The sequence below is a fragment of the Collinsella sp. AF38-3AC genome, assembly GCF_003474365.1.
GTDB lineage: Bacteria > Actinomycetota > Coriobacteriia > Coriobacteriales > Coriobacteriaceae > Collinsella.
The window spans coordinates 78,899-101,464 of record NZ_QROM01000003.1 but is presented as its reverse complement, the minus strand read 5'-3'; the positions used below and the strand labels follow the sequence as shown (position 1 = coordinate 101,464).

Below are 22,566 nucleotides of genomic sequence, written 5' to 3'. Positions count from 1 at the left end.
AGGTGTCCGTTACCGCGCTGTATGTGCACGTGCCGTTTTGCGCTCAAAAATGCCGCTATTGCGACTTTGACTCGCGCAGCTTTGCCCCGTGCGACCTGGACGCTGCGCTCGATGCCTATTTTGAGCAGCTGTATGCGCGGCTCGATGCCTTTGGCAACGCTGGGGCACTCAGGCAGATCCGCACAGTCTACGTAGGCGGCGGCACGCCGTCGCTGGCAGGGGAGCGCCTGGTAGAACTTGCCCGTCGTATCTCCATGTGGTGCAAGCCCGTTGAATTTACCTGCGAGGCAAATCCTGAGTCGTTGACCGCTGAGCTCGCCCCGGCGCTTGCCGAGGCGGGTTTCACGCGCATTTCTCTGGGCGTGCAAACCCTCGACAATATCGAGCTGGCTGCTATTGGCCGCATTCACGATGCTAATCGGGCACTTGCGGCTATCGCGACGGTGAAGGACGCTGGTCTCGATGTGTCGTGCGACCTTATGTGTGGCCTTCCCGGGCAGACGGCGGCGAGTTGGCAGTGCACACTCGATGGCGTGCTGGCGGCGGCTCCGCATCATGTGTCGGTCTACCCGCTCACGCTCGAGGAGGGGACGCCCCTTTATCGCATGGTGTGCCGCGACGAGTCACTCGAGCCCGATGAGGATTTTCAGGCCGCCTGCATGGACGTGGCACGCGAGCTCCTGGGTGCCGCCGGCTATCACCCGTATGAGGTGGCGAGTTACGCTCTCGACGGCCATGAATGCGCCCATAACATTGCCTATTGGACTGGACAGGGCTATTTGGGTCTAGGACGCTCTGCCGCGGGTATGCTCGATGCCGAGGATTTCGATCACCTGGCTATGTTGTTCCCTGGCGCGCCTTCTCGAGGCGATGCGTACCGTGTGCGCTTGGTTCAGCGCGACGATGACGCGACGGCGTTCGAGGCCGAATATCTGTCGCAGCGCGAGGCTTCGGCCGAAGACCTGATGCTCGCTTGCCGCATGACGCGCGGTGTTGCGTCCGACCTGTTGGTTCGTGCAGCTTGCGTCATCCCAACGGGCGAGCTGGCAGCTGCCTGCGATCGCGCGCTCGAATTGGGTCTTGCCACTTGGTTGCCCGAGGCGCTCGGGGTCCATGAGGGACCCTTTACTTCGGCAGATGTCTTCTCGGGCCGCGTTCGCGCTCGTCTGGCGCCGACCCACCTGGGCTGGCTCGATGGAAATGTTCTGTTCGAGCTGTTTTGGGATCTAGCTTAAGCCGCTCGGGTAGAATTACCGGAATATATACGCTGCTGTGAGCAGGAGGTTGCCGCGCATGGCGACGATGAACGAAAAAGATTACTACGAGATCCTGGGCGTCTCCAAGGACGCCACCTCGCGTGATATTCAAAAGGCCTTTCAGCAAAAGGCCCGCAAGCTCCATCCGGACGTCAACAAAGAGCCGGATGCCGAGGAAAAGTTTAAAGAGGTTTCCGAGGCCTACGCCGTGCTTTCGGATGAGCAAAAACGTGCGCGCTACGACGCCATGCGTTCTGGCAATCCCTTTGCCGGTGCTCCTACGGCTTCGCCCTATGGTGGCGGCTATGCCGGCAGCACGGGTTATGGCAATCCTTTTGAGGGCGGTTTTCCCTTTGGTGGTGCCTGGGGCCAGCAGCGTCGTGGGCAGGCTGCCTACAATCCCGAGAATGGCGCCAATGTGGTCGTCGATATTAAGCTCGACGCCAAGGAGGCCAAAGGCGGTGCCCACAAGACCGTCCGCTACACGCGCTTCGACACCTGTAGCAACTGCGGCGGCTCGGGCTCCGTTTCGTCTGAGCATGCCCATACCTGCCCGAGCTGCGGTGGCCGCGGCCACATCGACGTCGACCTGTCCTTCCTGTTTGGTGCGGGCACGTTCCAGTCGGTCTGCCCCGAGTGCGGCGGTTCCGGTAAGGTCGTGGCCGACCCCTGCCCCGATTGCGGTGGCAGCGGTCGTACTCGCGTAACCTCCGAGCAGACGATTGAGTTTCCTGCCGGCACGCACGATAGCGACGAGGTCCGCATTAGCGGCATGGGTCATGCTGGCACCAACGGTGCCGCGGGCGGCGACCTGGTCGGCCGCGCCCATGTTGAGGCCGAGCGCTTGGAAGGCAAAGCTCGTACCGGTTTTTACCTGATGGGCATTGTGGCGCCGTTTTTGGTGCTGTCGGCCATCTCGGGCGTGTTCTCGGCCTTTGCCGTGATGTGCTTTATTCCGTTTACCATGGGCCTGTTCATGGTGCTTTCGGACGGTGTGCTTCATCGCAGCCTGCTGTGGTGGAAGCGTGGTGCGATGCAGTTTGCCAACGGTTTTGCCAACGGCTTCATGTTCGCGCTCGTGTCTGTTTGGTTTGCGAGCTGCTCGCAACGGGCCATGCTTTCGCCGTATCAAATGCAATAACATCAAACCCTCTGTTTGCGGTCGGCCCAGCTTGGGTATAGGACGCACTGTGACAATAATGAAAGTTGGAAGGATTCGGTCGTGTCGGAAAATAGGGATTACTACGAGGTACTTGGCGTTGACAAGGATGCCGACGCGCGGACGATTAAGCGCGCGTTTCTAAAGAAGGCCCGTACCGTACACCCGGACGTTTCGGACGACCCCGATGCTGAGGCCAAGTTCAAGGAGCTCAACGAGGCCTATTCCGTTCTTTCCGATGAGCAGAAGCGTGCTAACTACGACCGTTATGGCACTGTCGACGGCCCTGGTGGTTCGGGCTACGTCGATATCAACGATATCTTTGGTGGCATGGGCATGGACGACTTGTTCTCGTCGTTTTTTGGCGGCGGTGCCGGCGGTGGCGCCCGCAGCCGTCGTGAGCGTCGTCGCGGCCGCGATATGGCCATCTCTCTTTCGGTGACCCTTGAGGAGGCGGCGCTCGGTTGCAAAAAGACGATTAGTTATGACCGCCTTGCTCCCTGTGAGGATTGCAATGGCACCGGTAGGGCCGAGGGTGCACAGGAAAAGCAGTGCGGCCGCTGCCACGGTACGGGCTATGTCACGACGGTCCAGCGTTCGTTCCTGGGCCAGGTTCAGTCCTCCTCGCCTTGCCCCGACTGCCATGGCGAGGGCACGGTTATCGACCATCCCTGCGAGACCTGCGACGGTCAGGGCCGCACGCCTTCGCATGAAAAGATCGACATCGATATTCCCGCCGGCGTTTCGACCGGTCGCCAGCTGCGTGTGAGCGGCTTTGGCGAGGCCGGCCTTCGCGGCGAGCCTTCGGGCGACTTGATTGTCAACGTGCGCGTCGCCGACCACGAGCGCTTTAAGCGCAACGGTGACGACCTGTACCTCGTGAGCGATATTTCGATTGCACAGGCTGCGCTCGGCTGCGAGATCGAGGTCGAGGGCATTATGCCCGACGAGGTCGTTAAGGTGACGGTTCCCGCCGGTGCCCAGTACGGCGACACCGTGAGCGTCAATAATTACGGCATGCCGCGCATTGGCGGTGGCGGTTCGCGTGGCCGCCTGATCGTGCAACTGCGCGTGGTCGTTCCCACCAATCTTTCCAATAAGCAGCGCGAGCTGCTCCGTGCTTTTGCCGATGAGATGGGCGATGACGTCGCTTCCGGTAAGAAGTCGGTGACCGACCGTATCAAGAGTGCCCTCGACGATATCCTCGATTAAGGAGCCCGCGTGCTCGCACCCCATATTTCCGTCGTCAACCTCGGATGTCGTGTCAACCGGGTTGAGTCTGACCGTATCACTGCCGATCTTATGCGCCTGGGCTTTGCCATGGTGGAGCCCCAGGATGCCGATCTGATCGTCATTAACACCTGTGCCGTTACGGGCGAGGCCGAGGCCAAGACCCGTAAGGCCGTCCGTCATGCGCTGGCCCATCCAAACGACCCCTATGTGGTCGTGACCGGATGCGTGGTCAATTTGCATCCCGAGGAACTGCTGGAGCTTTCGGATCGCGTGATCGCCGAGCCGTCCAAGATCGATGTCGCCGAACGTGTCTGCGAGGTGTTGGGCGTTGAGTCCGATAGCGTTCCCGCCTGCAGTGATGGCGAGGTGGTCGATGCGCTCGGTCGCTCTCGCCTGGGCGTGAAGATTCAGGACGGCTGTAACCATCGCTGCACCTATTGCATTGTGTGGAAGGCACGCGGCCCCGAGCGCTCCGTGCCCGTCGAGTCCGTGCTCGAGCAAGTTCGCGAGGCCCAGGAGGCCGGCGTGCCCGAGGTGGTGCTGACGGGCGTGAACCTTGGTGCCTACGATGGCAAGAGTACGACCGACGAACACGTCGAGATCGATGAGCTGCTCGAGGTCATTATGGAGCGCACGTCTATTCCGCATGTGCGCATTTCTTCGGTCGAGCCCATGGATATCTCTGAGCACCTGCTTAAGGTTATGGCGCGCTACCCGCAGCGTATCGCCCCGTTTTTGCACCTGCCTGTGCAGTCTGGCTGCACGGCGACCCTGCATCGCATGGGCCGTCCCTATAGTGCCGAGGCTTTTGAGGACACGGTGCGCATGATTCGCGCCAACCTGCCGCAGGCGTCTCTTTCGTGCGACGTTATCGTCGGTTTTCCCGGTGAGACGGATGGGGAGTTCGAGGAGTCGCTGGCGCTATGCCGTCGCGTGGGCTTTTCGCGCATGCACGTGTTCCGCTATAGCAAGCGCCCCGGCACCCTCGCCGCCGACATGCCCGACCAGGTACCACCTGAGGTCATGGCCGAGCGCAGCCGCCGCATGCGCGCGGCTGCTCAGGAGCTCGCCATTGCCGACGCTCGTCGTCGCGTGGGAACCGTTGAGCGCGCCGTGCTCGAGTATGGTGACAACCTGACGCTCGGCTCGTTCCATCATGCCCGTCTTGACGATACCTGTGGACTTACAGCCCCGTGCCTGCTCGATGTTGCTATTATCGGAGTCGATGATTCCGGCTTGGTCCATGCACGCAGGGAGGTTCATGGAAGCCTCGAAGATTAGACTTACCGTTCCCGAGGGAGTTGACCCCTCGCGCGTTTTGGGCGCTGGCGACGGCGTCCTTCGTGCGCTCGAAAGCTTGGTTCGCGCCCACGTGGTCGCCCGTGGCGATAGCATCGCCGTGAGCGGTGACCCGGATGAGGTCGAGCTCGTTGCGCGCTTTTTCGAGCATGCTTTTCGTGAGGCGGCGGCCGGCCGTACCCTTTCTGCCGACGATGTCTCGCGTTGCCTAGCCGTCTTGCGCGACGGTGAGCACGAGGCTACGTCGCTTCGCGATGACGTGCTGCTTTCGTATCGCGGCCGCGTCATTCGCCCCAAGACGCTCGGGCAAAAGCGCTATGTGGATGCTATCCGCTCGCATACCATCACCTTTGGCTTGGGTCCTGCCGGTACCGGTAAGACCTATCTGGCCATGGCGCTCGCCGTCGCCGCGCTTAAGCGTCACGAGGTGGGTCGCCTAATCTTGACGCGCCCGGTTGTCGAGGCGGGGGAGAACCTGGGCTTTTTGCCCGGCACCCTCGAGGAAAAGATCGACCCGTATATGCGCCCGCTCTACGACGCCCTTTTTGACATGATGGATCGCGAGCGCACCGATGAGCTTATGGAACACGGTGTGATCGAGATTGCCCCGCTCGCCTACATGCGCGGCCGTACGCTGAGCGATGCCTTCGTGGTACTCGACGAGGCACAAAATACCACGCCCGAGCAGATGAAGATGTTCCTGACGCGCTTGGGCTTTAACTCCAAGTTTGTGATTACCGGCGACCTGAGTCAGCGCGACCTGGTGGGTCGCCGTGGCGGCCTTGCCGATGTTGAGCGGATTTTAGGTCGTGTCGACGATGTGGCGTTTGCACACCTGGAGCATGCCGACGTGGTGCGCCATGCCCTGGTGGGTCGTATCGTCGAAGCATATGATGCTTATGATGACGTGCGTGAGCAGCGCTCGCATGACCGAAAGGAGTCCCGTTGAGTGTATTGATCAGCAACGATGCCGAGCTCGATACGCTGCTCGACGCGCAAGAGGTGGAACACATCTGCGAGGTTGTGCTCGCCGCTGAGGGCGTTGAACGTGAAGTCGAGATTTCCCTTTCGTATGTCGACGAGGACGAGATGCACGGGCTCAACCACGAGTGGCGCGGTATCGACCGCACCACCGATGTACTCTCGTTCGAGTGCGATTCGGCCTTTGACGAGGATATTCCCGCCGATGAGACGCTCGAGCTCGGCGATATTATCTTGGCCCCGCAGGTTATTGCCCGTCAGGCCCCCGGTTTTGGCAATAGCCCCGCTGGCGAGTGCCGTCTGATGCTCGTACACGGCATGCTGCACTTGCTGGGCTATGACCACATCGAGGACGACGAGGCCGAGGTCATGGAGGCCCGCGAGGACGCCATCCTGCGCGATCTGGCGCTCGAGCGCGGCGAGGACCCCAAGCTAGTCCACGTCGGCCCCATCACCAACCACGTCCACGACTAGGAGCCGTCTATGATTCCCGGATCGAACAAGGACCATCCGTCCTTCTTAAAGTCGTTTTCCTACGCCATGGAGGGCTTCGTCACCGCCGTCAAGACCGAGCGCAACATTAAGGTCATGCTCGTTGCGGGCGTGTGCACCGTCGTTGCCGGCTGCATCGTGGGGCTCGACATTGCCGAGTGGGCCACGATTATCATCTGTTGTGGCCTGGTGATTCACGGCGAGCTGTGCAACACCGCTATGGAGGCCATCGTCGACCTGGCGACCCAGGAACTTCATCCGCTGGCCAAGCGTGCGAAGGACATCGCCGCCGCCTCTGTATACGTTCTTTCCATCACCGCCGCGATTGTGGGCTTGCTGGTATTTGCCCACGCGCTCGGCTTTATTTAGAAAGGGAGTCCCATGTCCGACAATATGCAGCCTACCGATGAGATTCTGGACGACGAGTCCCTGGACGCGGTGGATACTGAGGAGCTCGAGGAAGTCGAGGAGTTCGACCCGTTTGAGGGCATGAGCGATGAGGAACTCGACGCCCTATGCGACGAGGACGACGGTCCTATGGGCTTTGGTGACGTGGAACCCGGTTTCCGCAGCGGCTTCGTGGCCCTGGTCGGTCGCCCTAACGCCGGCAAGTCCACGCTACTTAATGCCTGCTACGGCAAAAAGGTTGCCATCACCTCGCCGGTGGCACAGACGACCCGCCGCCGTATGCGCGCCATCGTCAATCGTCCCGGCTACCAGCTGGTCTTTGTCGATACCCCGGGTATTCATAAGCCCAAGGATGGCCTGGGTTCCGAGCTCAACAAGAGTGCGCTGTTCGAGCTGAACGATGTTGACGTCGTCGCGTTTTTGATTGACGCCACCAAGCCGATCGGCAGGGGAGATGCCTGGGTTGCCGAGCGCGTCAAGAGCGCCCGCTGCAAGAAGGTCCTGGTGCTCACCAAGGCCGATGAGGCCGACCCCGCACAGGTCATGGAGCAGCTCAAGGCAGCCCACGAGCTCATGGACTATGACGACGAGATCGTGACGTCGTCGGTCAAGAACTTTAACGTCGATGCCTTCATCGAGACCGTTGCGCACTTTTTGCCCGAGGGTCCTCGCTGGTTCCCCGAGGACATGGGCACCGATGCTTCCGACGAGACGCTCGTTGCCGAGTTTGTGCGCGAGAAGGTTCTTCACCGCACCCGTGATGAGATTCCGCATTCCGTGGGCGTGATCTGTGATGCGCTCGAGCAGACCAAAAAGGTGTTGCGCGTACATGCCACCATTTACGTCGAGCGCGAGGGCCAAAAGGGCATCATCATCGGCAAGGGCGGCGAGATGATCAAACATATCGGCATCGATGCCCGTCGTGATCTTGAGCGCATCTTTGGCACGCAGGTCTTTTTGGAGCTGGACGTAAAGGTCAAGGCCGGTTGGCGCGACGACGAGGCTCAGATTCGCCGTTTTGGCTACAATGCCGAAGATTAAGGACGCGCGACGCGCATGGCAGGCTCTCGCACATATCGCACGAAAGTGCTCGTGCTCGATAAGACTAAGCTCAAAGAGACCGACCTGATTCTGACGATGCTTGACGAGCGGGGTCGGCAGGTTCGTGCCGTGGCAAAGGGCGCGCGCAAACCCGGTGGGCGCTTGGCAGCGCGCTGCGAGCTGTTCTGTACCATCGATATGCTGCTCGCACATGGACGCTCGCTCGATGTGGTTTCCCAGGCCGAGCTTATGGAAGCGCCGCTCGGCGCCGCGCCCGATTACGAGACGACCTGCGCCGCAAGCGCGATTGCCGAGGTCGCGCGTGTGTGCTCATTCGAGGACGCCGAGGACCCGTTTACCTTTGCCATCACGCAGCGGGCGCTTGCCCTGGTGGGCGGCGGGCTCGACGCGGCGCATATGGACCTGCTCGTGGCGGCATATGTCTTTAAGCTGCTATCGCACGTTGGCTACCGACCCGATTTTTCGGCTTGCGTGCTGTGCGGAGACCCTATGCTGTCGTATTTTTCGCCCCAGGCCGGCGGGCTCATGTGCGGGTCGTGTGCGTCGAGCGTTCCGGGTGCCGAGCTGGTGTCGACCGGTGAGGTCGCGTGGCTGCGCGCCCTCATGTCCATGACCTTCGATGCGCTTATGGCCGAGCGAATCGACCCGCATACGGCGGCATTCTTGCTCGGGCTTTCGCATGTTTGGGCTGCGACGCACACCGATCAGCGCCTCCGTGCGATGGAATTCATGTTGGGTCGGTGATGATGCACAGACGCGGACTGCTTGTGGTAACATATCGGCCTGTTGGTACCTCGACCTTGGTTGCTCGCTCCACCGGCGGCTTCCCAGTCCGAGGCGAATCGAGTCGCCCGATGGCGACGCAAAACGAAAGGTGAAACAATGACTGTTTCCAAAGAGCGCAAGGCGGAGCTGACTGCCCAGTTCGGTAACACCCCGGTCGACACCGGCAACCCCAAGGTTCAGGTCGCCATCCTGTCCGAGCGCATCAAGGAGCTGACCGAGCACATGAAGTCCCACCAGAAGGACTTCCACACCCGTCGTGGCCTGCTCATGCTCGTCGGCCGTCGTCGTCGTCTTCTCTCCTACATTAAGAAGAACGACATCGTCGAGTACCGTGAGCTCATCAAGGCTCTGGGCATTCGCGACAATATTCAGTAGCGAACTTGTACATGCTAAGAGCGTCCTGCATGCGGGACGCTCTTTTTGTGTAAGGGCGTGAACAATCACGCTCTGAAGCGTGGCGGGGGCAGGGGGCCCGCGTCACATGAGAAGCCCGCAGGCAAGGGGCCTGTGGGGTAAAGGAGAACAATGACACTCGTATCCAAGACCTTTGAGCTGTACGGCAAGACCTACACCTTTGAGTCCGGCGAGCTTGCCAAACAGGCCACTGGCGCCTGTCTGGTCAAGCAGGGCGACACCACGATGCTCGATACCGTGGTCGTCTCCAAGGAGCGCAAGAACTATGACTTCTTCCCGCTGACCGTCGACTTCAACGAGAAGATGTACGCTGCCGGCCGCATCCCGGGTGGCTACCTCAAGCGTGAGGGCCGTCCCAGCGAGAAGGCCACGCTCACCGCGCGCATGATCGACCGTCCGATTCGCCCGAGCTTCCCGGACGGCTTCCGCAACGAGGTACACATTGTCGCTACCTCGCTCGTCGCCGACCAGGTCAACCCCTTTGACGTCATCAACGTTATGGGTGCCTCTCTGGCCATGACGCTCGGCGGCGTGCCCTTCGAGGGCCCGCTTGCCTGCGTGCGCATCGGTCGTAACGTGGAGACCGGCGAATTTATCGTCAACCCCACCTACGAGGAGCGCGAGAACTCCGATCTGGACCTGGAGCTGGGCGGCTCTGCCGACTTCATCTCGATGGTTGAGGCCGGCGCCGAGGAGATCTCCGAGGACGACATGCTCGCCGCCATGAAGTTTGGCCAGGAGGCCCTTGCCGCCTTCTGCCAGGCTCAAGACGAGTTCGTCGCCGAGTGGGAGCAGGTCAACGGCCCCATCGTCAAGAAGGAGTACCCGCTCGATCAGCCCGTCGAGGAGGTCCAGGAGCGCATCTTCGCCCACTACGACGAGATGGCAGCCGCCCTGCGCGACGCCGACAAGCTCTCCCGTATCGGCAAAGTCGAGGCCCTGAAGGAGTCCATCCGCGCCGAGTTCACCGAGGAGGAGCAGGCCGCTTGGGAGCGCGAGATTCCCGTGGCGCTGAAGAAGCTCGAGAAGAAGGCCATGCGCACCATGGTCGTCGAGACCGGCGAGCGCGTTGACGGCCGTGCCGCCGACGAGATCCGTCCCATCATGGTGAAGGACAACTACCTGCCGCTCGTTCACGGCTCCGGCCTGTTCCAGCGCGGTCAGACCCAGGTGCTCTCTGTCTTGTCACTCGGCATGCTTAACGAGGGCCAGCGTCTGGATACCATCGAGCCCACCGAGGGCAAGCGCTACATGCACCACTACAACTTCCCGCCGTTCTGCACCGGCGAGACCGGTCGCATGGGCAGCCCCAAGCGCCGCGAGATCGGTCACGGCAACTTGGCCGAGCGCGCCCTGCTTCCGGTGCTCCCCGACGAAAACGAGTTCCCCTACGCCATCCGCGTGGTCTCCGAGGTCATGGAGTCCAACGGCTCCTCTTCGATGGCTTCGACCTGCGGCTCCACGCTCGCCCTTATGGACGGCGGCGTGCCCATTAAGCGCCCGGTCTCCGGTATCGCCATGGGCCTGATCCAGGAGGAGGGCAAGACCGTGGTCCTGTCGGATATCCAGGGTCTCGAGGACTTCCTGGGCGACATGGACTTTAAGGTCACCGGCACCACCGAGGGCATTACCGCCCTGCAGATGGACAACAAGGCCACCGGCCTTACCTTCGACATCCTGGCCCGCGCCCTGCAGCAGGCCAAGGAGGGTCGTGCGTACATCCTGCAGAAGATGCTCGATGTGATCCCCGAGCCGCGTCATACCACGCGCAGCACCGCTCCGCGCATCGTCTCCATCCAGGTTCCGACCGATAAGATCCGCGACGTCATCGGTTCCGGCGGTAAGGTCATCCGCGGCATCCAGGACGAGACCGGCGCTTCGGTTGACATCCAGGAGGACGGCACCGTCTTTGTCGGCGGCACCGGCGAGTCCGTGGACCAGGCCGTCGAGCGCATCAAGCTCATCATCAAGGTTCCCGAGCCGGGCGAGGAGTACACCGGTCGCGTCGTCTCCATCCAGCCCTTCGGCGCCTTCGTGAACCTGCTGCCCGGTAAGGACGGCCTGCTGCACATTTCCCGCGTTGCCAAGGGCCGCGTCGAGAAGGTTGAGGACGTCCTCAACGTTGGCGACGAGGTCAAGGTCGTCGTCATCGAGGTCGACGATCGCGGCAAGATCTCGCTCGATCGTCTTGACAAGCCCGAGGCCCCGGCTCGCGCCGAGGGTGCCTCCGAGGGCGACGGCGAGCACTTCCAGCGCCGTGAGCGTCCGCGTCGCGAGCGCTCCGAGCGCAGCGACCGTCCGCGCCGTCCCGGCGACAACGGAGGCCGCAAGCCCCGCCGTCACCACGACGCCGAGTAATAGCTACACACAAGCAGCTCACCAAGGGCGACTCCGGACAGGGGTCGCCCTTTTGCTTGCGCCCGGGAGGGTCGCATATGAAGTTTCCTGCTCTACAGTCCTGCGCAAGACGGAAAGCACATTAAGTGCTTTCCTTTGCGTGCGGAACTCGCGATAAACTTCATATGCGCCCCTCCCGGTCGCAAGCAAAAGGGCTGGTTAGTGCCGCTCGCTATTCAGTTAGACAGTCTATTCAGTAGTCAGATTTCAGATCTGTAGATAGCCGCAGCAGCATCTTCCCAGATAAAAACGACCAAAACAAACCTGTCCTTTTTTGGTAGGTTTCCCGTGGGGCGGGCACTGATGAAGTTTATCGCGAGTTCCGCACGAACAGGAGGCCACTTAATGTGGCCTCCGTCGTGAGCAGGACTGTAGAGCAGGAAACTTCATCAGTGCCCGCCCCACGGGAAACCGGCGGGATGGACCAGTTCAGATGGGGCTTTAATGCATGGGTGGTCTGTTGGTGGGCAAATGGGTATCATACTGAGGTTACTGCATCGACTCTGCGATGCTTTGTTGTATGTGCCCGGCGGTCGGTTTGCCAGAAGCGCCCCGTCGGTTGTTCCAGACCCGTTTCGAAGAAAGGAAACCACACTTACCTATGGCAGCTAAAAAATCATCTCCCTTGAAGATCATCCCGCTCGGCGGCCTTGATGGCATCGGCAAGAACATGACGGTCTTCGAGTGCGGCGACGATATGGTGCTCGTCGACGCCGGCCTCATGTTCCCGGATGACTCCCAGCCCGGTATCGATCTGGTGCTTCCCGACTACACCTATGTCCTGGAGAACGAGGAGAAGCTCCGCGGTATCATCGTCACCCACGGCCACGAGGACCACACCGGTTCGCTTCCGTATCTGCTGCAGGACCTCAACAACAAGGTGCCCATCTTCTCGAGCAAGCTGACGCTTGGCTTTATCGAGGGCAAGCTTTCCGAGTTCCGCATCCGCGCACCCAAGTTCCGCGAGGTCAAGGGCGGTAGCCATGTCAACCTCGGCGGCATCTCGCTCGACTTCTTCTCGATGACACACTCCATCCCCGGCGCTCTGGGCGTGTTCATCCGCACCAATCAGGGCACCGTTATGCACACGGGTGACTTTAAGCTCGACCAGACGCCCATCGACGGCGTTACGCCCGACTATGCCGCTATCAGCCGCTTTGCCAAGCAGGGCATCGACCTGCTGCTTTCCGACTCTACCAATGCCACGGTTCCCGGCTTTACCAAGTCCGAGGCCGAGGTTGGTCCCAACCTGCTGCACGCCATCAAGAATGCGCCGGGTCGCGTGTTCGTCGCGTCGTTCTCGAGCCACATCCATCGTCTGCAGCAGATCTGCGATGCCGCCCGCAAGTGCGGCCGTAAGGTCGTTGTGACCGGTCGCTCCATGCTCACGAACACCCGCGTGGCGCGTGAGCTGGGCTACCTCAACATCGACGACGCTGATATCATCGATGCCTTCGACATTGATAACCTGCCCGACGACAAGATTGTCGTCATGTGCACCGGTTCGCAGGGTGAGCCGCTGTCGGCCCTGTCCCGCATGGCCAATGGCGAGCACAAGACGCTCTCCATCCACGAGGGCGATACCGTTATCCTTTCGGCAACTCCTGTTCCCGGCAACGAGAAGGCCGTCCAGCAGGTCGTCAACAGCCTGGCCAAGCTCGGCTGCGACGTGTGGGATAAGAACCGCGCTCTCGTCCACGTCTCGGGTCACGGCAGCCAGGAGGAGCTCAAGCTCCTGATGGCCATGGCCAAGCCCACGTACTTTATGCCTGTTCACGGTGAGGCCGTGCACCTGCGGGCACACGCCCAGCTTGCCCGCAAGATGGGTCTCAAGGACGATCACATCTTTATCCTCGATAACGGTGACACGCTCGAGATGCGTGGCGGTATCGTCAAGCGCGGTACGCCCGTCGAGTCCGGCGTCGTCTATGTTGACGGTCTGCGCATTGGCGACACCGACCCCATCGTCCTGCGCGATCGCCAGAAGCTCGCCAACGACGGTATGGTTACCGCTGTTGCCATCGTCTCGCTCAAGCAAAAGAAGATCGAGGCCATCGAGTTCTCGGGCCGCGGTGTTTCGTTTGCCATCGACGACCAGTTCTCCGAGGATGCCTCCGCATCCATCATGAAGACGATCGAGAAGGGCAAGTTCAGCTTTACGAGCAGCGGTTCCGATGCCATTCGCAAGGCCGTGCGCGATTCGCTCTCTAACTTTATCTGGAGCCGTACGCGTACCCGTCCGATGATCATCCCGGTCGTCATGGAGGTTTAGTTTGGCGCGCGGATCTGCACAAAACGCCAAAGGCAATAAGGCCAATAACCAACCGGCATCTGCTAAGGGTGCCGGTTCCCATCTGCGTGCCAATAAGGGCCACGAGGCAGACTTCGACGATTTTGAGCCCTTGGTCGAGCCCTCAGCCAATCGCGATATCGCCGGCGTGGTCATTGCCGTTTTGGCGATTGCGTCCTTTATTGCCGTGATTTCGCCGGCGACTGCACCCGTTACAGCTGCGGTTGCCGGTTTCTACCACTTAGGCTTTGGTCTGGGCGCCTACGTGTTGCCGATCGTCATCTTGCTGTTTGCCGCCACGCTCTTTTTAGGCGAGGACTCGCCGCTCAACGTGCGCTCTGTTGCGGGCGGCGCCGTGGTCTTTATCGCCGTCGTCTCCATTCTTTCGCTGATGGTGCCGGGTACGAGCAACTCGTGTGACCTCATGTTTACGCCGCAAAATCTGTCCGCCTCGGGTGGCTACATCGGTGCGTTTATTGCGAGTGCGCTGCAGAATGCCCTGGGTAAGCCTATCGCTATGGTAGTCCTGCTGGGCCTTGTCGTCGTGGGCCTGGTTATCATTGGCTTTTCGGTGGGCGGCGTGCTGCGCTCCGCCCGCGATCGTGCGGCAGATTTTGCCGAACGCCGTCGTGCCGATGTTAACGCGAGCCCGTGGGGTGACGATGAGGCCCTGTCGGTGCCTGGTGTCGCCCGTCCGCATCTGAGCATTCTTCGTCAAAAGGGCTCTGATGCTGCCATGACCACGGTCATGGGCAACGATGCGGACCCGGTTTTGGACGATGACGACGAGGATGAGGATTCGTTTGTCGACGTGTCCGATGCCGTGGAGGCTGAGCGCACTAAGACGACGCTGCTGCCGCGCCGACATGCCAAGAAGGGCAAAACGGTTCCCAAGCTCAATACGAGTGAGCCCGATCCGTCTTGGTCCGAGAGCGAGATTGAGCTTACCGAGGGTGATGACGAGGACGACGAGACTCCGATTGAGACCGCAAAGACAACTTTGCTGCCGCGTCGCCATGCAAAGCGCGGCCAGGTAACCGGCCAGCTTTCGATGGAAGACGACCCCGATAAGATTGACGAGTCCGAGCCGCCGTTTGCCGTGAATCCTGTCTCGGCAGCACCTCAGATTCCCGACTTCTTGAAGCATCCCAAGGTTGCCGATAGCGCTGCCTCGAGTGCTGTCGAATCGGCTGCGGCTCGTGATGGGGGAGTGGACGACGACGCTGCAGATAACGAGGGCGAAGAAGGGGATGGCCTCAAGCTTCCGCCGCTCGAGATCCTGCATGCCAACCCGCAGTCGGCTTCTGCCGCGTCTTCGGACAAGGAGCTTGAACAGACTGCCGAGTCGCTGCAGTCCACGTTGCTTGAGTTTGGCCGCAGTGCCCGCGTGGTCGGCTGGATCGCCGGCCCTACGGTGACGACCTTTAAGCTGCAACCTGGCGAGGGCGAGCGCGTGAGCAAGATTTCGAGCCTCGAGGACGATATCGCGCTTTCGCTCGCTGCTCAGTCGGTGCGTATCTTTGCCCCGATTCCCGGCACCTCGCTCGTGGGCATCGAGATTCCCAACCGCAAGCGCCAGAACGTCAATCTGGGCGACGTGCTGCCCTATGTGAAGGGCGGTCCGCTCGAGCTCGCCATCGGCCGCGACGCCGAGGGCACGCCGGTCGTCGCCGATCTCGCCAAGATGCCCCACCTGCTGATCGCCGGTACTACGGGCTCCGGTAAGTCGGTCATGATCAACTCCATCATCACGACCTTGCTCATGCGCGCCCTTCCCGAGGACGTTCGCCTGATCATGGTCGACCCCAAGCGCGTCGAGCTTGCGGGCTATAACGGTCTGCCGCATCTCTATGTGCCCGTGGTGACCGAGCCCAAGCAAGCCGCGAGCGCTCTGCAATGGGCCGTGTCCGAGATGGAGCGTCGCCTGAAGGTCTTCGAGCGTCTCAACGTGCGTAAGATCTCGACCTACAACGAAAAGCAGGCCGCCGGCGAGTTTGAACATTACGACAACCCGCCGCAAAAGATGCCCTACTTGGTCATCATCATCGACGAGCTTTCGGACCTGATGATGGTTGCCGGCAAGGACGTCGAGGCGTCGATTGTGCGTATCGCCCAGCTGGGCCGTGCCGCCGGTATCCACCTTATCGTGGCGACTCAGCGTCCGAGCTCTAACGTGGTGACGGGTCTCATCAAGGCAAATATTACCAACCGCATCGCCTTTAACGTCGCCACGGGCATCGACTCGCGCGTCATCATCGACCAGATGGGTGCCGAAAAGCTCACCGGTTTGGGCGACATGCTGTTCTCCAAGGTCGACTGGGGCAAGCCTCGCCGTATCCAGGGCTGCTTTGTTTCGGACGACGAAATCAACGAGATTGTCGAGTTCGTCAAGTCGCAGAGCGAGCCCGACTACCACGAGGAGATCCTGTCTGCCGTGGCGCCCGCTTCCATGTCCATGGCGGGTGGCGGCGGCATTGTCCGCACCGGAGTCGCCGAGCCGCAAGACGATGATCCGCTCATCTGGGAAGCCGCCCATATTGTGGTGGATTCGCAGCTTGGCTCCACATCTGGCCTGCAGCGTCGTCTGAAGGTTGGCTATGCGCGCGCCGGGCGTATTATGGACATGCTGGAAGAAAAGGGTGTCGTCGGCCCGCCCGACGGTTCGAAGCCGCGCGAGGTTCTGCTGGACGAGGAGGGACTTGCCGCGCTGAAATCTGTCGACGCCGAGATGGCACGTGAAGATCGTGAGTTTGGAGGATTCTGATGGCTGCACGCTTTGGTGACATGCTGCTCGAGCAGCGTCGCCGAATGGGCCTTTCCATTCAGCAGGTCGCCAACACCATCAAAATCAGGCCGCAGATCATCGAGTTTTTCGAAACCGGTAACTTTGCTTCGATGCCGCCGCGCGGCTATGCGCAGGGCATGATTTCGAGCTATGCTCGCTTTTTGGGCCTCAATCCGCGCGAGGTCGTCAATGCCTACTTTGACGACCTGATGGCATACGAACGCGAGACGTCGCAGCAGGGCGGTCGTTTTCAGGACGCCGCCGGCTACGTCAATTCGCGTTCCTCGGTCGATAACGGGCGCTTTCTGATGGTTCAGGGCGGTCGTTCGACCCGCTATGGACAGCGTCCTCAGCAGGCCGGTTATATTACCGAGACGGGTTCGGGCGAGGAGATTCGCTCACAGCGTGACCGGTTCCGCAGTGCGCCGATGCCCGAGGACCGTGCACTCCCCGCTGCCCGCGGCGTGGCGCGTGACCCTCGTGCCGGCTACGGCGACGGCGGCTATTCCGATCGCGGTTACCGTGGTGTCTCCACCGGACGCTCTCGCGGTGGCTATGCGGATGCCGATACTACGCAGGTGACGCCGCGTCTTCGCTCTCAGTCTCAGCCGTGTGGCCAGCGCCCTTCGGCTCCGCGTTCGGGCCAGCGTGGCTATCAAGGCCGCGGTGAACTTGCGCCCCGCTCGGGTCAGCGCGGCCTTCAGGGCCAGGGTGGCTATCGTGGTCGTTCCGATAGCAATCGTGGTCGTATGCCTCAGGGAGGCGGCCGCAGCAGTTCCAGTCGTGGACGCGGCGGATCTCGTACTCCTCAAAACAACGGGCTCGATCCGCGTATCGTCTACGCTGGCATCGGTGCCGTGACGCTGCTGCTGATCGTGCTCATCGTGGTACTTCTGCGCGGCTGCGCATCTTCGACGCCCGAGACCACGCCCGAGACGCCCACTGCTACCAAGACGACGACCAAGAAGTCTTCTAAGAAGACCGAAACGGTCGACGAGGACGAAGACACCGATGAGTCGACGGATGAGTCGACCGATTCGGACGCCACCAAGACGACGGCTAAAAAGGAAGAGAACGAGGTAACGAAGGTCAAGGTCTCCGTTGCCAAGGGAAAGACCGCGTGGATTGAGGTTAAGGTCGATGGAAAGTCGGTCTATGGCGCCCAGGCGACTGGCCCCTTTGAGCAGGAGTACACGCCCGAGTCCTCGATCGAGATCACCACGTCCAAGCCTTCCGATGTCACCGTTACCAAGAACGGCGAAAAGGTCCGTTACGATACCAAGACTTCGGGCGTGGCGCGTGTGACGATCACCGTTCCCAAGAAGGAGACGACTGATTCCGAGAATGGTGAAAGTTCTGATGGTGTCGACACCACTGATGGTACCGATACCACCGACGGCATCGATGCCCAGTCCACGGATGGCGCCGATACCGCAACTGACGGTCAGACGCCCACCGATTCTACCGACTATTCGTACGATAGCTATTAAGCCGCTCGTACGCGAAAGGAAACATCATGGCTAAAGATTCCAGCTTCGACGTCGTGTCCGAGGTCAACATGCAAGAGGTCGACAACGCCTTTCAGCAGACCACGCGCGAGATTTCCCAGCGCTATGACCTGAAGGATTCCGGCGCCACGATCGAGCTTTCGAAGGGCGACAAGCTCTTTACGATCAACGCCCCGGCCGACTTTGTCTCCAAGCAGATTATCGACGTGCTGAGCTCCAAGCTCATCAAGCGCGGCATCGACCTCAAGGCTGTCTCGTGGGATGCTCCGCAGGCGGCATCGGGCGGCACCGTGCGCGTGCTCGGCCATATCGTCGAGGGTATCGACCAGGCGACCGCCAAGAAGATCAACAAGGACATCAAGGACCAAAAGCTCAAGGTCAAGGTGGCCATCGAGGCCGACAAGCTGCGTGTTTCCTCTGCTTCGAAGGACGCGTTGCAGACCGTGATTCAGTTCCTGCGCGACCAGGACTACGGCCAGCCGCTGCAGTTCACCAACTACCGCTAATATCATTCGAAAGGACCGCTCTCCAACATGGATACACCGTTGGGCTCCGTGCTCTACATCACCCTCGGGTGCGCTAAGAACGAGGTTGACACCGACCGCATGCGTTCTCTTTTGACCGCCGCAGGCTACGAGGAGGCATTCGACCCGCAGGAAGCCGATATCGCCATTGTCAATACATGCTCGTTCCTCGCCTCCGCAACGTCTGAGAGCATCGAGACCACGCTCGAGCTCGCCAATGAGGTGCAGGACGGCGTTCGCTCCTGTCCCATCGTCATGTGCGGTTGCGTGCCGTCGCGCTATGGCGACGACCTGCCTGACGAGCTGCCCGAGGTCGCTGCCTTTGTGAAGGCCGACGAAGAGGACGGCATCGTGGCGGTCATCGATGGCGTGCTGGGTGTCGAGCGTGAGATCGCCGCCTATATTCCGCAGGTCAAGCGCACTGTCGAGGGCGCTGTCGCCTACGTCAAGATTTCCGATGGCTGCAACCGCTTCTGCAGCTTCTGCATGATTCCGTATATCCGCGGTCGTTATCACTCGCGCAATGCCGAGAGCATTATTTCCGAGGTGCGCGACTTGGTTGCCGGTGGCGTGCGAGAGATCGTGCTGATCGGCCAGGACACGGGCATCTGGGGCACCGACTTTGCGGATGAGGGCGTCGCCGAGGGCTCGCCGCGCAATCTGGCGCAGCTGCTGCGCGCCGTCGCCGAGGCCGTGCGCCCGCAGAACGTCTGGGTCCGTGTGCTCTACCTGCAGCCCGAGGGCATGACCGATGAGCTCATTGAGACCATTCGCGATACGCCCGAGGTGCTGCCCTATATCGATATCCCCGTGCAGCACTGCGATACTCGCATACTCAAGGCCATGCGTCGCTCCGGTTCGCGCCAGGAGCTCGAGGACCTGTTCCGCGATCTGCGTGTGCGCATTCCCGGCATCGTGATCCGTTCCACGGCCATGGTCGGCTTCCCGACCGAGACCGACGACGAGTTCCGCGACCTTATCGACTTTATGGACACCGTCGGCTTTGACTACACGAGCGTCTTTGCTTACTCGCGTGAGGAGGGCAGCCTGGCCGCCAAGATGGAGGGTCAGGTCGACGAAGAGGTCAAGCTCGAGCGCGCCCAGGAGGCCATGGACCTGGCCGAGTCGCTCGGTTTTGCCGCCACCGCCGCACATGTGGGCGAGCGCGCCCAGGTGATCGTCGACGGTATCGAAGAGACCGAGGACGGTGCCGAGCTGATTGGCCATGCTTGGTTCCAGGCGCCCGATTCCGATGGCGCGGTGCATCTGGATGCCAGCGAGGCATCTGTGGGCGATATTCTGACCGTCGAGTTTACCGATAGCTTCTGCTATGAGCTTATCGGTCATGTTGTGGAGTAGGAGCGCGTTGTGGCTAACGAGAGCAATAAGGAACTGACGAGCGTCTGGACGCCCGCCAATATCGTGACGTGCGTGCGCATCGTCTTTATCCCGGTGTTCATGATCGTGTCGGCGCTGTCTCACACGAGCGTTGCCGGTACGGATTGGAGCACCTTCGACGGCCCGCTCGCCGCCGCCGCCTTTATTCTGTACGTCATCCTGTCGTGCACCGATAAGGTTGATGGCTACTTGGCTCGTTCGCGCAACGAGATTACCGACTTCGGCAAGTTCTTGGACCCCATCGCCGATAAGCTGCTCGTGTTCTCGGCCCTGCTGCTGTTCTTGGATTTTGGCGCCGTAACCGTGTGGTCGGTGTTCATCATCCTGTTCCGTGAGCTGCTGGTGAGCGCCCTACGCATGGTTGCGAGTGCCGCTGGTGTGGTCGTTGCCGCCGATAAGCTCGGCAAGTACAAGACGGCGACCACGATGGTCTCCATCTGCGGTTACCTGTGCGTCTTTGCGATGGCCGGCTTGCACCTTGGCCCGGTGGCGCTGACGCTCGGCATCTACTCTTTATCGCGCTTCCTGTACGCCGTTGCCGTTGTCCTGACCGTTATCTCGGGCGCCCAGTACTTCTGGCACTGCCGCAAGATCGTCTTTTCGGTCTAGGTCCTGGTGGGTATGACGGACTCTTTTGAGCAGATTTCCGCTCATAACGAGGAGCTGGCGCGCGATATTGTCGAGCGCGCGAGCGCTCGGGGCGTGACGGTTTCGACGGCTGAGTCGCTGACGGCAGGTATGATCTCCTCGACGATCGCCGATATCCCGGGCGCCTCGGCGGTGCTGCGTGGCGGTGCGGTAACCTACTGTGATGAGATCAAGCATCGCGTGCTGGGTGTTGAGCAGGAAACGCTCGACCGCTATACCGCGGTGTCGCATCAGACCGCGCGCGAGATGGCGGCGGGGTCGCTAGATCTGTACCAGAGCGATGTTGCCGTGAGCGCAACGGGCTATGCTGGTCCCGGCGGCGGTACCGAGGACGATCCGGCTGGCACCTTCTATATTGGCTGGGCGTATCGCACGGTCGATGGGGAAGTGCCGGTCGTGGATTCTGTGCGTTGCCACTATGAGGTCGACCGTTCGTGTGTTCGTGCCCATGCGGTCACGGAGGCATTGGGACGCATTGCCCTTGTGCTCAACTCTTTGGAATAGGCGTGTTTTAAGGGGCCTTAGGGCCCCTTAATTGTGGAGATAGGGACCTCTGGCGAATTTAGCGTTTGTGCTGGTCATAGGTGTATTTTCTCCTTCCTTGTTTTTATTTGGCCCTATGTGGTCAAGCATTTGGCCAGTGTTTGGTCGGCGTTTGGTTGGGTTTTGGAAAGACTGCCTGCATATGATTGGTCTGAACGGTTGACCACGAACAGTCGTTCGTTTATTATCGATGCAGGTTGTTAAGAGGAGGGCTATTCATGGCCAAGAATTCAGGTCCCGTACGTACCGTCCATGCACCCACGACGGGTAAAGAGCGCGAAGAGATGATCGCCACCACCAAGGCCGAGATCGAGAAGAAGTTCGGTCAAGGTTCCATCATGAGGTATGGTGACGGCGGCCCCGAGCTTGAGGTCGAGGCCATTCCCACGGGCGCTCTGGCACTTGACGCCGCTCTGGGTATCGGCGGTGTGCCGCGCGGTCGTATCGTCGAGATCTACGGTCCCGAGTCCTCCGGTAAGACGACGCTTTCGCTCGAGATCCTGGCCGAGGCCCAGGCAATGGGTGGCGTTGTGGCATTTATCGATGCCGAGCACGCGCTCGATCCCACGTATGCCGCGCGCATTGGCGTGGATATCGACGAGGTGCTCATTTCCCAGCCCGATACGGGTGAGCAGGCGCTCGAGATTGTTGACATGCTCGTGCGTTCCGGCGCCATCGATGCCATCGTCGTCGACTCTGTCGCCGCGCTGACTCCGCGTGCCGAGATCGAGGGAGAGATCGGCGATACCACGGTCGGCTTGCAAGCTCGCCTGATGAGCCAGGCGCTCCGAAAGCTCGCCGGCTCGCTGTCCAAGTCCAACACGACGTGCATCTTCATTAACCAGCTGCGTGAGAAGATCGGCGTCATGTTCGGCAACCCCGAGACCACGACGGGCGGCCGCGCCCTTAAGTTCTTCTCTTCGGTGCGTATCGACATTCGCCGCATCGACAGCATTAAGCTTAAGGACGAGGTTATCGGTAACCGCGTGCGCGCCAAGGTCGTTAAGAACAAGGTGGCAGCTCCGTTCCGTTCTGCTGAGTTCGACATCATGTACGGTACGGGAATCTCTAAGGAGGGCTCGATCTTGGACATGGCTGTCGAGTGCGGCATCTGCAAGAAGATGGGCTCCTGGTTTGCCTATGGCGAGGACAAGCTCGGCAACGGTCGCGAGGCCGCCAAGGCGTTCCTGCGCGAACACCCCGATTGCGCCGACGAGATTGAGCATAAGGTTCGCCTTGCCTGCGGGCTTGAGTTTGATGACGATGCTCCGTCCGAGGTCGAGCTGACCGATCAGCCGGCTGCGGATCAGCCTTCCGGCGAGGAGTTCGACGAGCTTTACGCCATCGATGGGTCCGCCATGCTCGATGATGACGACGAGTAGC

The 22,566-nt window shown here is 60.8% G+C and carries 19 protein-coding genes; all 19 read left to right on the top strand.

Translation table 11 applies throughout. From position 1 onward, the window contains the following. Window positions 1–2: 2 nt before the first annotated feature. The 19 genes from hemW to recA all read left to right on the top strand — a co-directional run bounded on the left by hemW (window position 3) and on the right by recA (window position 22,565). On the top strand, window positions 3–1,235 hold the full coding sequence (gene hemW, locus DW029_RS03280; RefSeq protein WP_117799097.1) for a radical SAM family heme chaperone HemW: 1,233 nt from the start codon (window positions 3–5) through the stop codon (window positions 1,233–1,235). 58 nt (window positions 1,236–1,293) lie between these two features. Beyond that, window positions 1,294–2,397 carry a DnaJ domain-containing protein gene (locus DW029_RS03275; protein WP_199412301.1) on the top strand — a complete coding sequence of 368 codons (1,104 nt, stop codon included), beginning with the start codon at window positions 1,294–1,296 and terminating at the stop codon, window positions 2,395–2,397. An 81-nt stretch (window positions 2,398–2,478) separates the two neighbouring features. Continuing rightward, on the top strand, window positions 2,479–3,627 hold the full coding sequence (gene dnaJ / locus DW029_RS03270; protein ID WP_117735180.1) for a molecular chaperone DnaJ: 1,149 nt from the start codon (window positions 2,479–2,481) through the stop codon (window positions 3,625–3,627). A 9-nt stretch (window positions 3,628–3,636) separates the two neighbouring features. Continuing rightward, window positions 3,637–4,929: a MiaB/RimO family radical SAM methylthiotransferase gene (locus DW029_RS03265; protein ID WP_117735181.1), complete on the top strand. Its 1,293-nt coding sequence runs from the start codon at window positions 3,637–3,639 to the stop codon at window positions 4,927–4,929. Continuing rightward, window positions 4,910–5,896, top strand: coding sequence for a PhoH family protein (locus DW029_RS03260; RefSeq protein ID WP_118345279.1), 987 nt, complete (start codon window positions 4,910–4,912; stop codon window positions 5,894–5,896). The genes DW029_RS03265 and DW029_RS03260 overlap by 20 nt, the downstream gene beginning before the upstream one ends. Next, window positions 5,893–6,402 (top strand): rRNA maturation RNase YbeY, encoded by a 510-nt coding sequence (ybeY, locus tag DW029_RS03255; protein ID WP_117735183.1) that lies wholly within the window; start codon window positions 5,893–5,895, stop codon window positions 6,400–6,402. The genes DW029_RS03260 and ybeY overlap by 4 nt, the downstream gene beginning before the upstream one ends. Before the next feature lie 9 nt (window positions 6,403–6,411). After that, a complete protein-coding gene (locus DW029_RS03250; protein ID WP_117735184.1) occupies window positions 6,412–6,789 on the top strand; it encodes a diacylglycerol kinase family protein in 378 nt (125 codons plus the stop codon). Between the two features lie 12 nt (window positions 6,790–6,801). Beyond that, window positions 6,802–7,869, top strand: a complete 1,068-nt coding sequence (gene era, locus DW029_RS03245; protein WP_199406636.1) for a GTPase Era — start codon at window positions 6,802–6,804, stop codon at window positions 7,867–7,869. Between the two features lie 15 nt (window positions 7,870–7,884). Next, window positions 7,885–8,634, top strand: a complete 750-nt coding sequence (gene recO, locus DW029_RS03240) for a DNA repair protein RecO (RefSeq protein ID WP_118345278.1) — start codon at window positions 7,885–7,887, stop codon at window positions 8,632–8,634. 138 nt (window positions 8,635–8,772) lie between these two features. After that, the gene (gene rpsO / locus DW029_RS03235; protein WP_035138510.1) at window positions 8,773–9,051 is read left to right on the top strand and encodes a 30S ribosomal protein S15; all 279 of its coding nucleotides are present in this window, start codon (window positions 8,773–8,775) and stop codon (window positions 9,049–9,051) included. 150 nt (window positions 9,052–9,201) lie between these two features. Further along, complete coding sequence (locus tag DW029_RS03230; protein ID WP_117742748.1) at window positions 9,202–11,448, top strand: polyribonucleotide nucleotidyltransferase; 2,247 nt, start codon at window positions 9,202–9,204, stop codon at window positions 11,446–11,448. 640 nt (window positions 11,449–12,088) lie between these two features. After that, window positions 12,089–13,759, top strand: coding sequence for a ribonuclease J (locus DW029_RS03225; protein WP_117735187.1), 1,671 nt, complete (start codon window positions 12,089–12,091; stop codon window positions 13,757–13,759). 1 nt (window position 13,760) lies between these two features. Continuing rightward, window positions 13,761–16,541: a DNA translocase FtsK gene (locus tag DW029_RS03220; RefSeq protein ID WP_233543787.1), complete on the top strand. Its 2,781-nt coding sequence runs from the start codon at window positions 13,761–13,763 to the stop codon at window positions 16,539–16,541. After that, the gene (locus tag DW029_RS03215) at window positions 16,541–18,052 is read left to right on the top strand and encodes a RodZ family helix-turn-helix domain-containing protein (protein ID WP_118345277.1); all 1,512 of its coding nucleotides are present in this window, start codon (window positions 16,541–16,543) and stop codon (window positions 18,050–18,052) included. Before DW029_RS03220 ends, DW029_RS03215 begins: the two co-directional genes overlap by 1 nt. A gap of 26 nt (window positions 18,053–18,078) precedes the next feature. Next, the gene (locus tag DW029_RS03210) at window positions 18,079–18,576 is read left to right on the top strand and encodes a YajQ family cyclic di-GMP-binding protein (protein ID WP_117735189.1); all 498 of its coding nucleotides are present in this window, start codon (window positions 18,079–18,081) and stop codon (window positions 18,574–18,576) included. A gap of 27 nt (window positions 18,577–18,603) precedes the next feature. After that, window positions 18,604–19,953, top strand: coding sequence for a 30S ribosomal protein S12 methylthiotransferase RimO (gene rimO / locus DW029_RS03205; RefSeq protein WP_117794441.1), 1,350 nt, complete (start codon window positions 18,604–18,606; stop codon window positions 19,951–19,953). A 99-nt stretch (window positions 19,954–20,052) separates the two neighbouring features. Continuing rightward, a complete protein-coding gene (gene pgsA / locus DW029_RS03200) occupies window positions 20,053–20,601 on the top strand; it encodes a CDP-diacylglycerol--glycerol-3-phosphate 3-phosphatidyltransferase (RefSeq protein WP_233505241.1) in 549 nt (182 codons plus the stop codon). Between the two features lie 12 nt (window positions 20,602–20,613). Next, window positions 20,614–21,144, top strand: a complete 531-nt coding sequence (locus tag DW029_RS03195; RefSeq protein WP_118345276.1) for a CinA family protein — start codon at window positions 20,614–20,616, stop codon at window positions 21,142–21,144. A 257-nt stretch (window positions 21,145–21,401) separates the two neighbouring features. Then, a complete protein-coding gene (gene recA, locus DW029_RS03190) occupies window positions 21,402–22,565 on the top strand; it encodes a recombinase RecA (RefSeq protein ID WP_304485477.1) in 1,164 nt (387 codons plus the stop codon). Window position 22,566 lies beyond the last annotated feature (1 nt).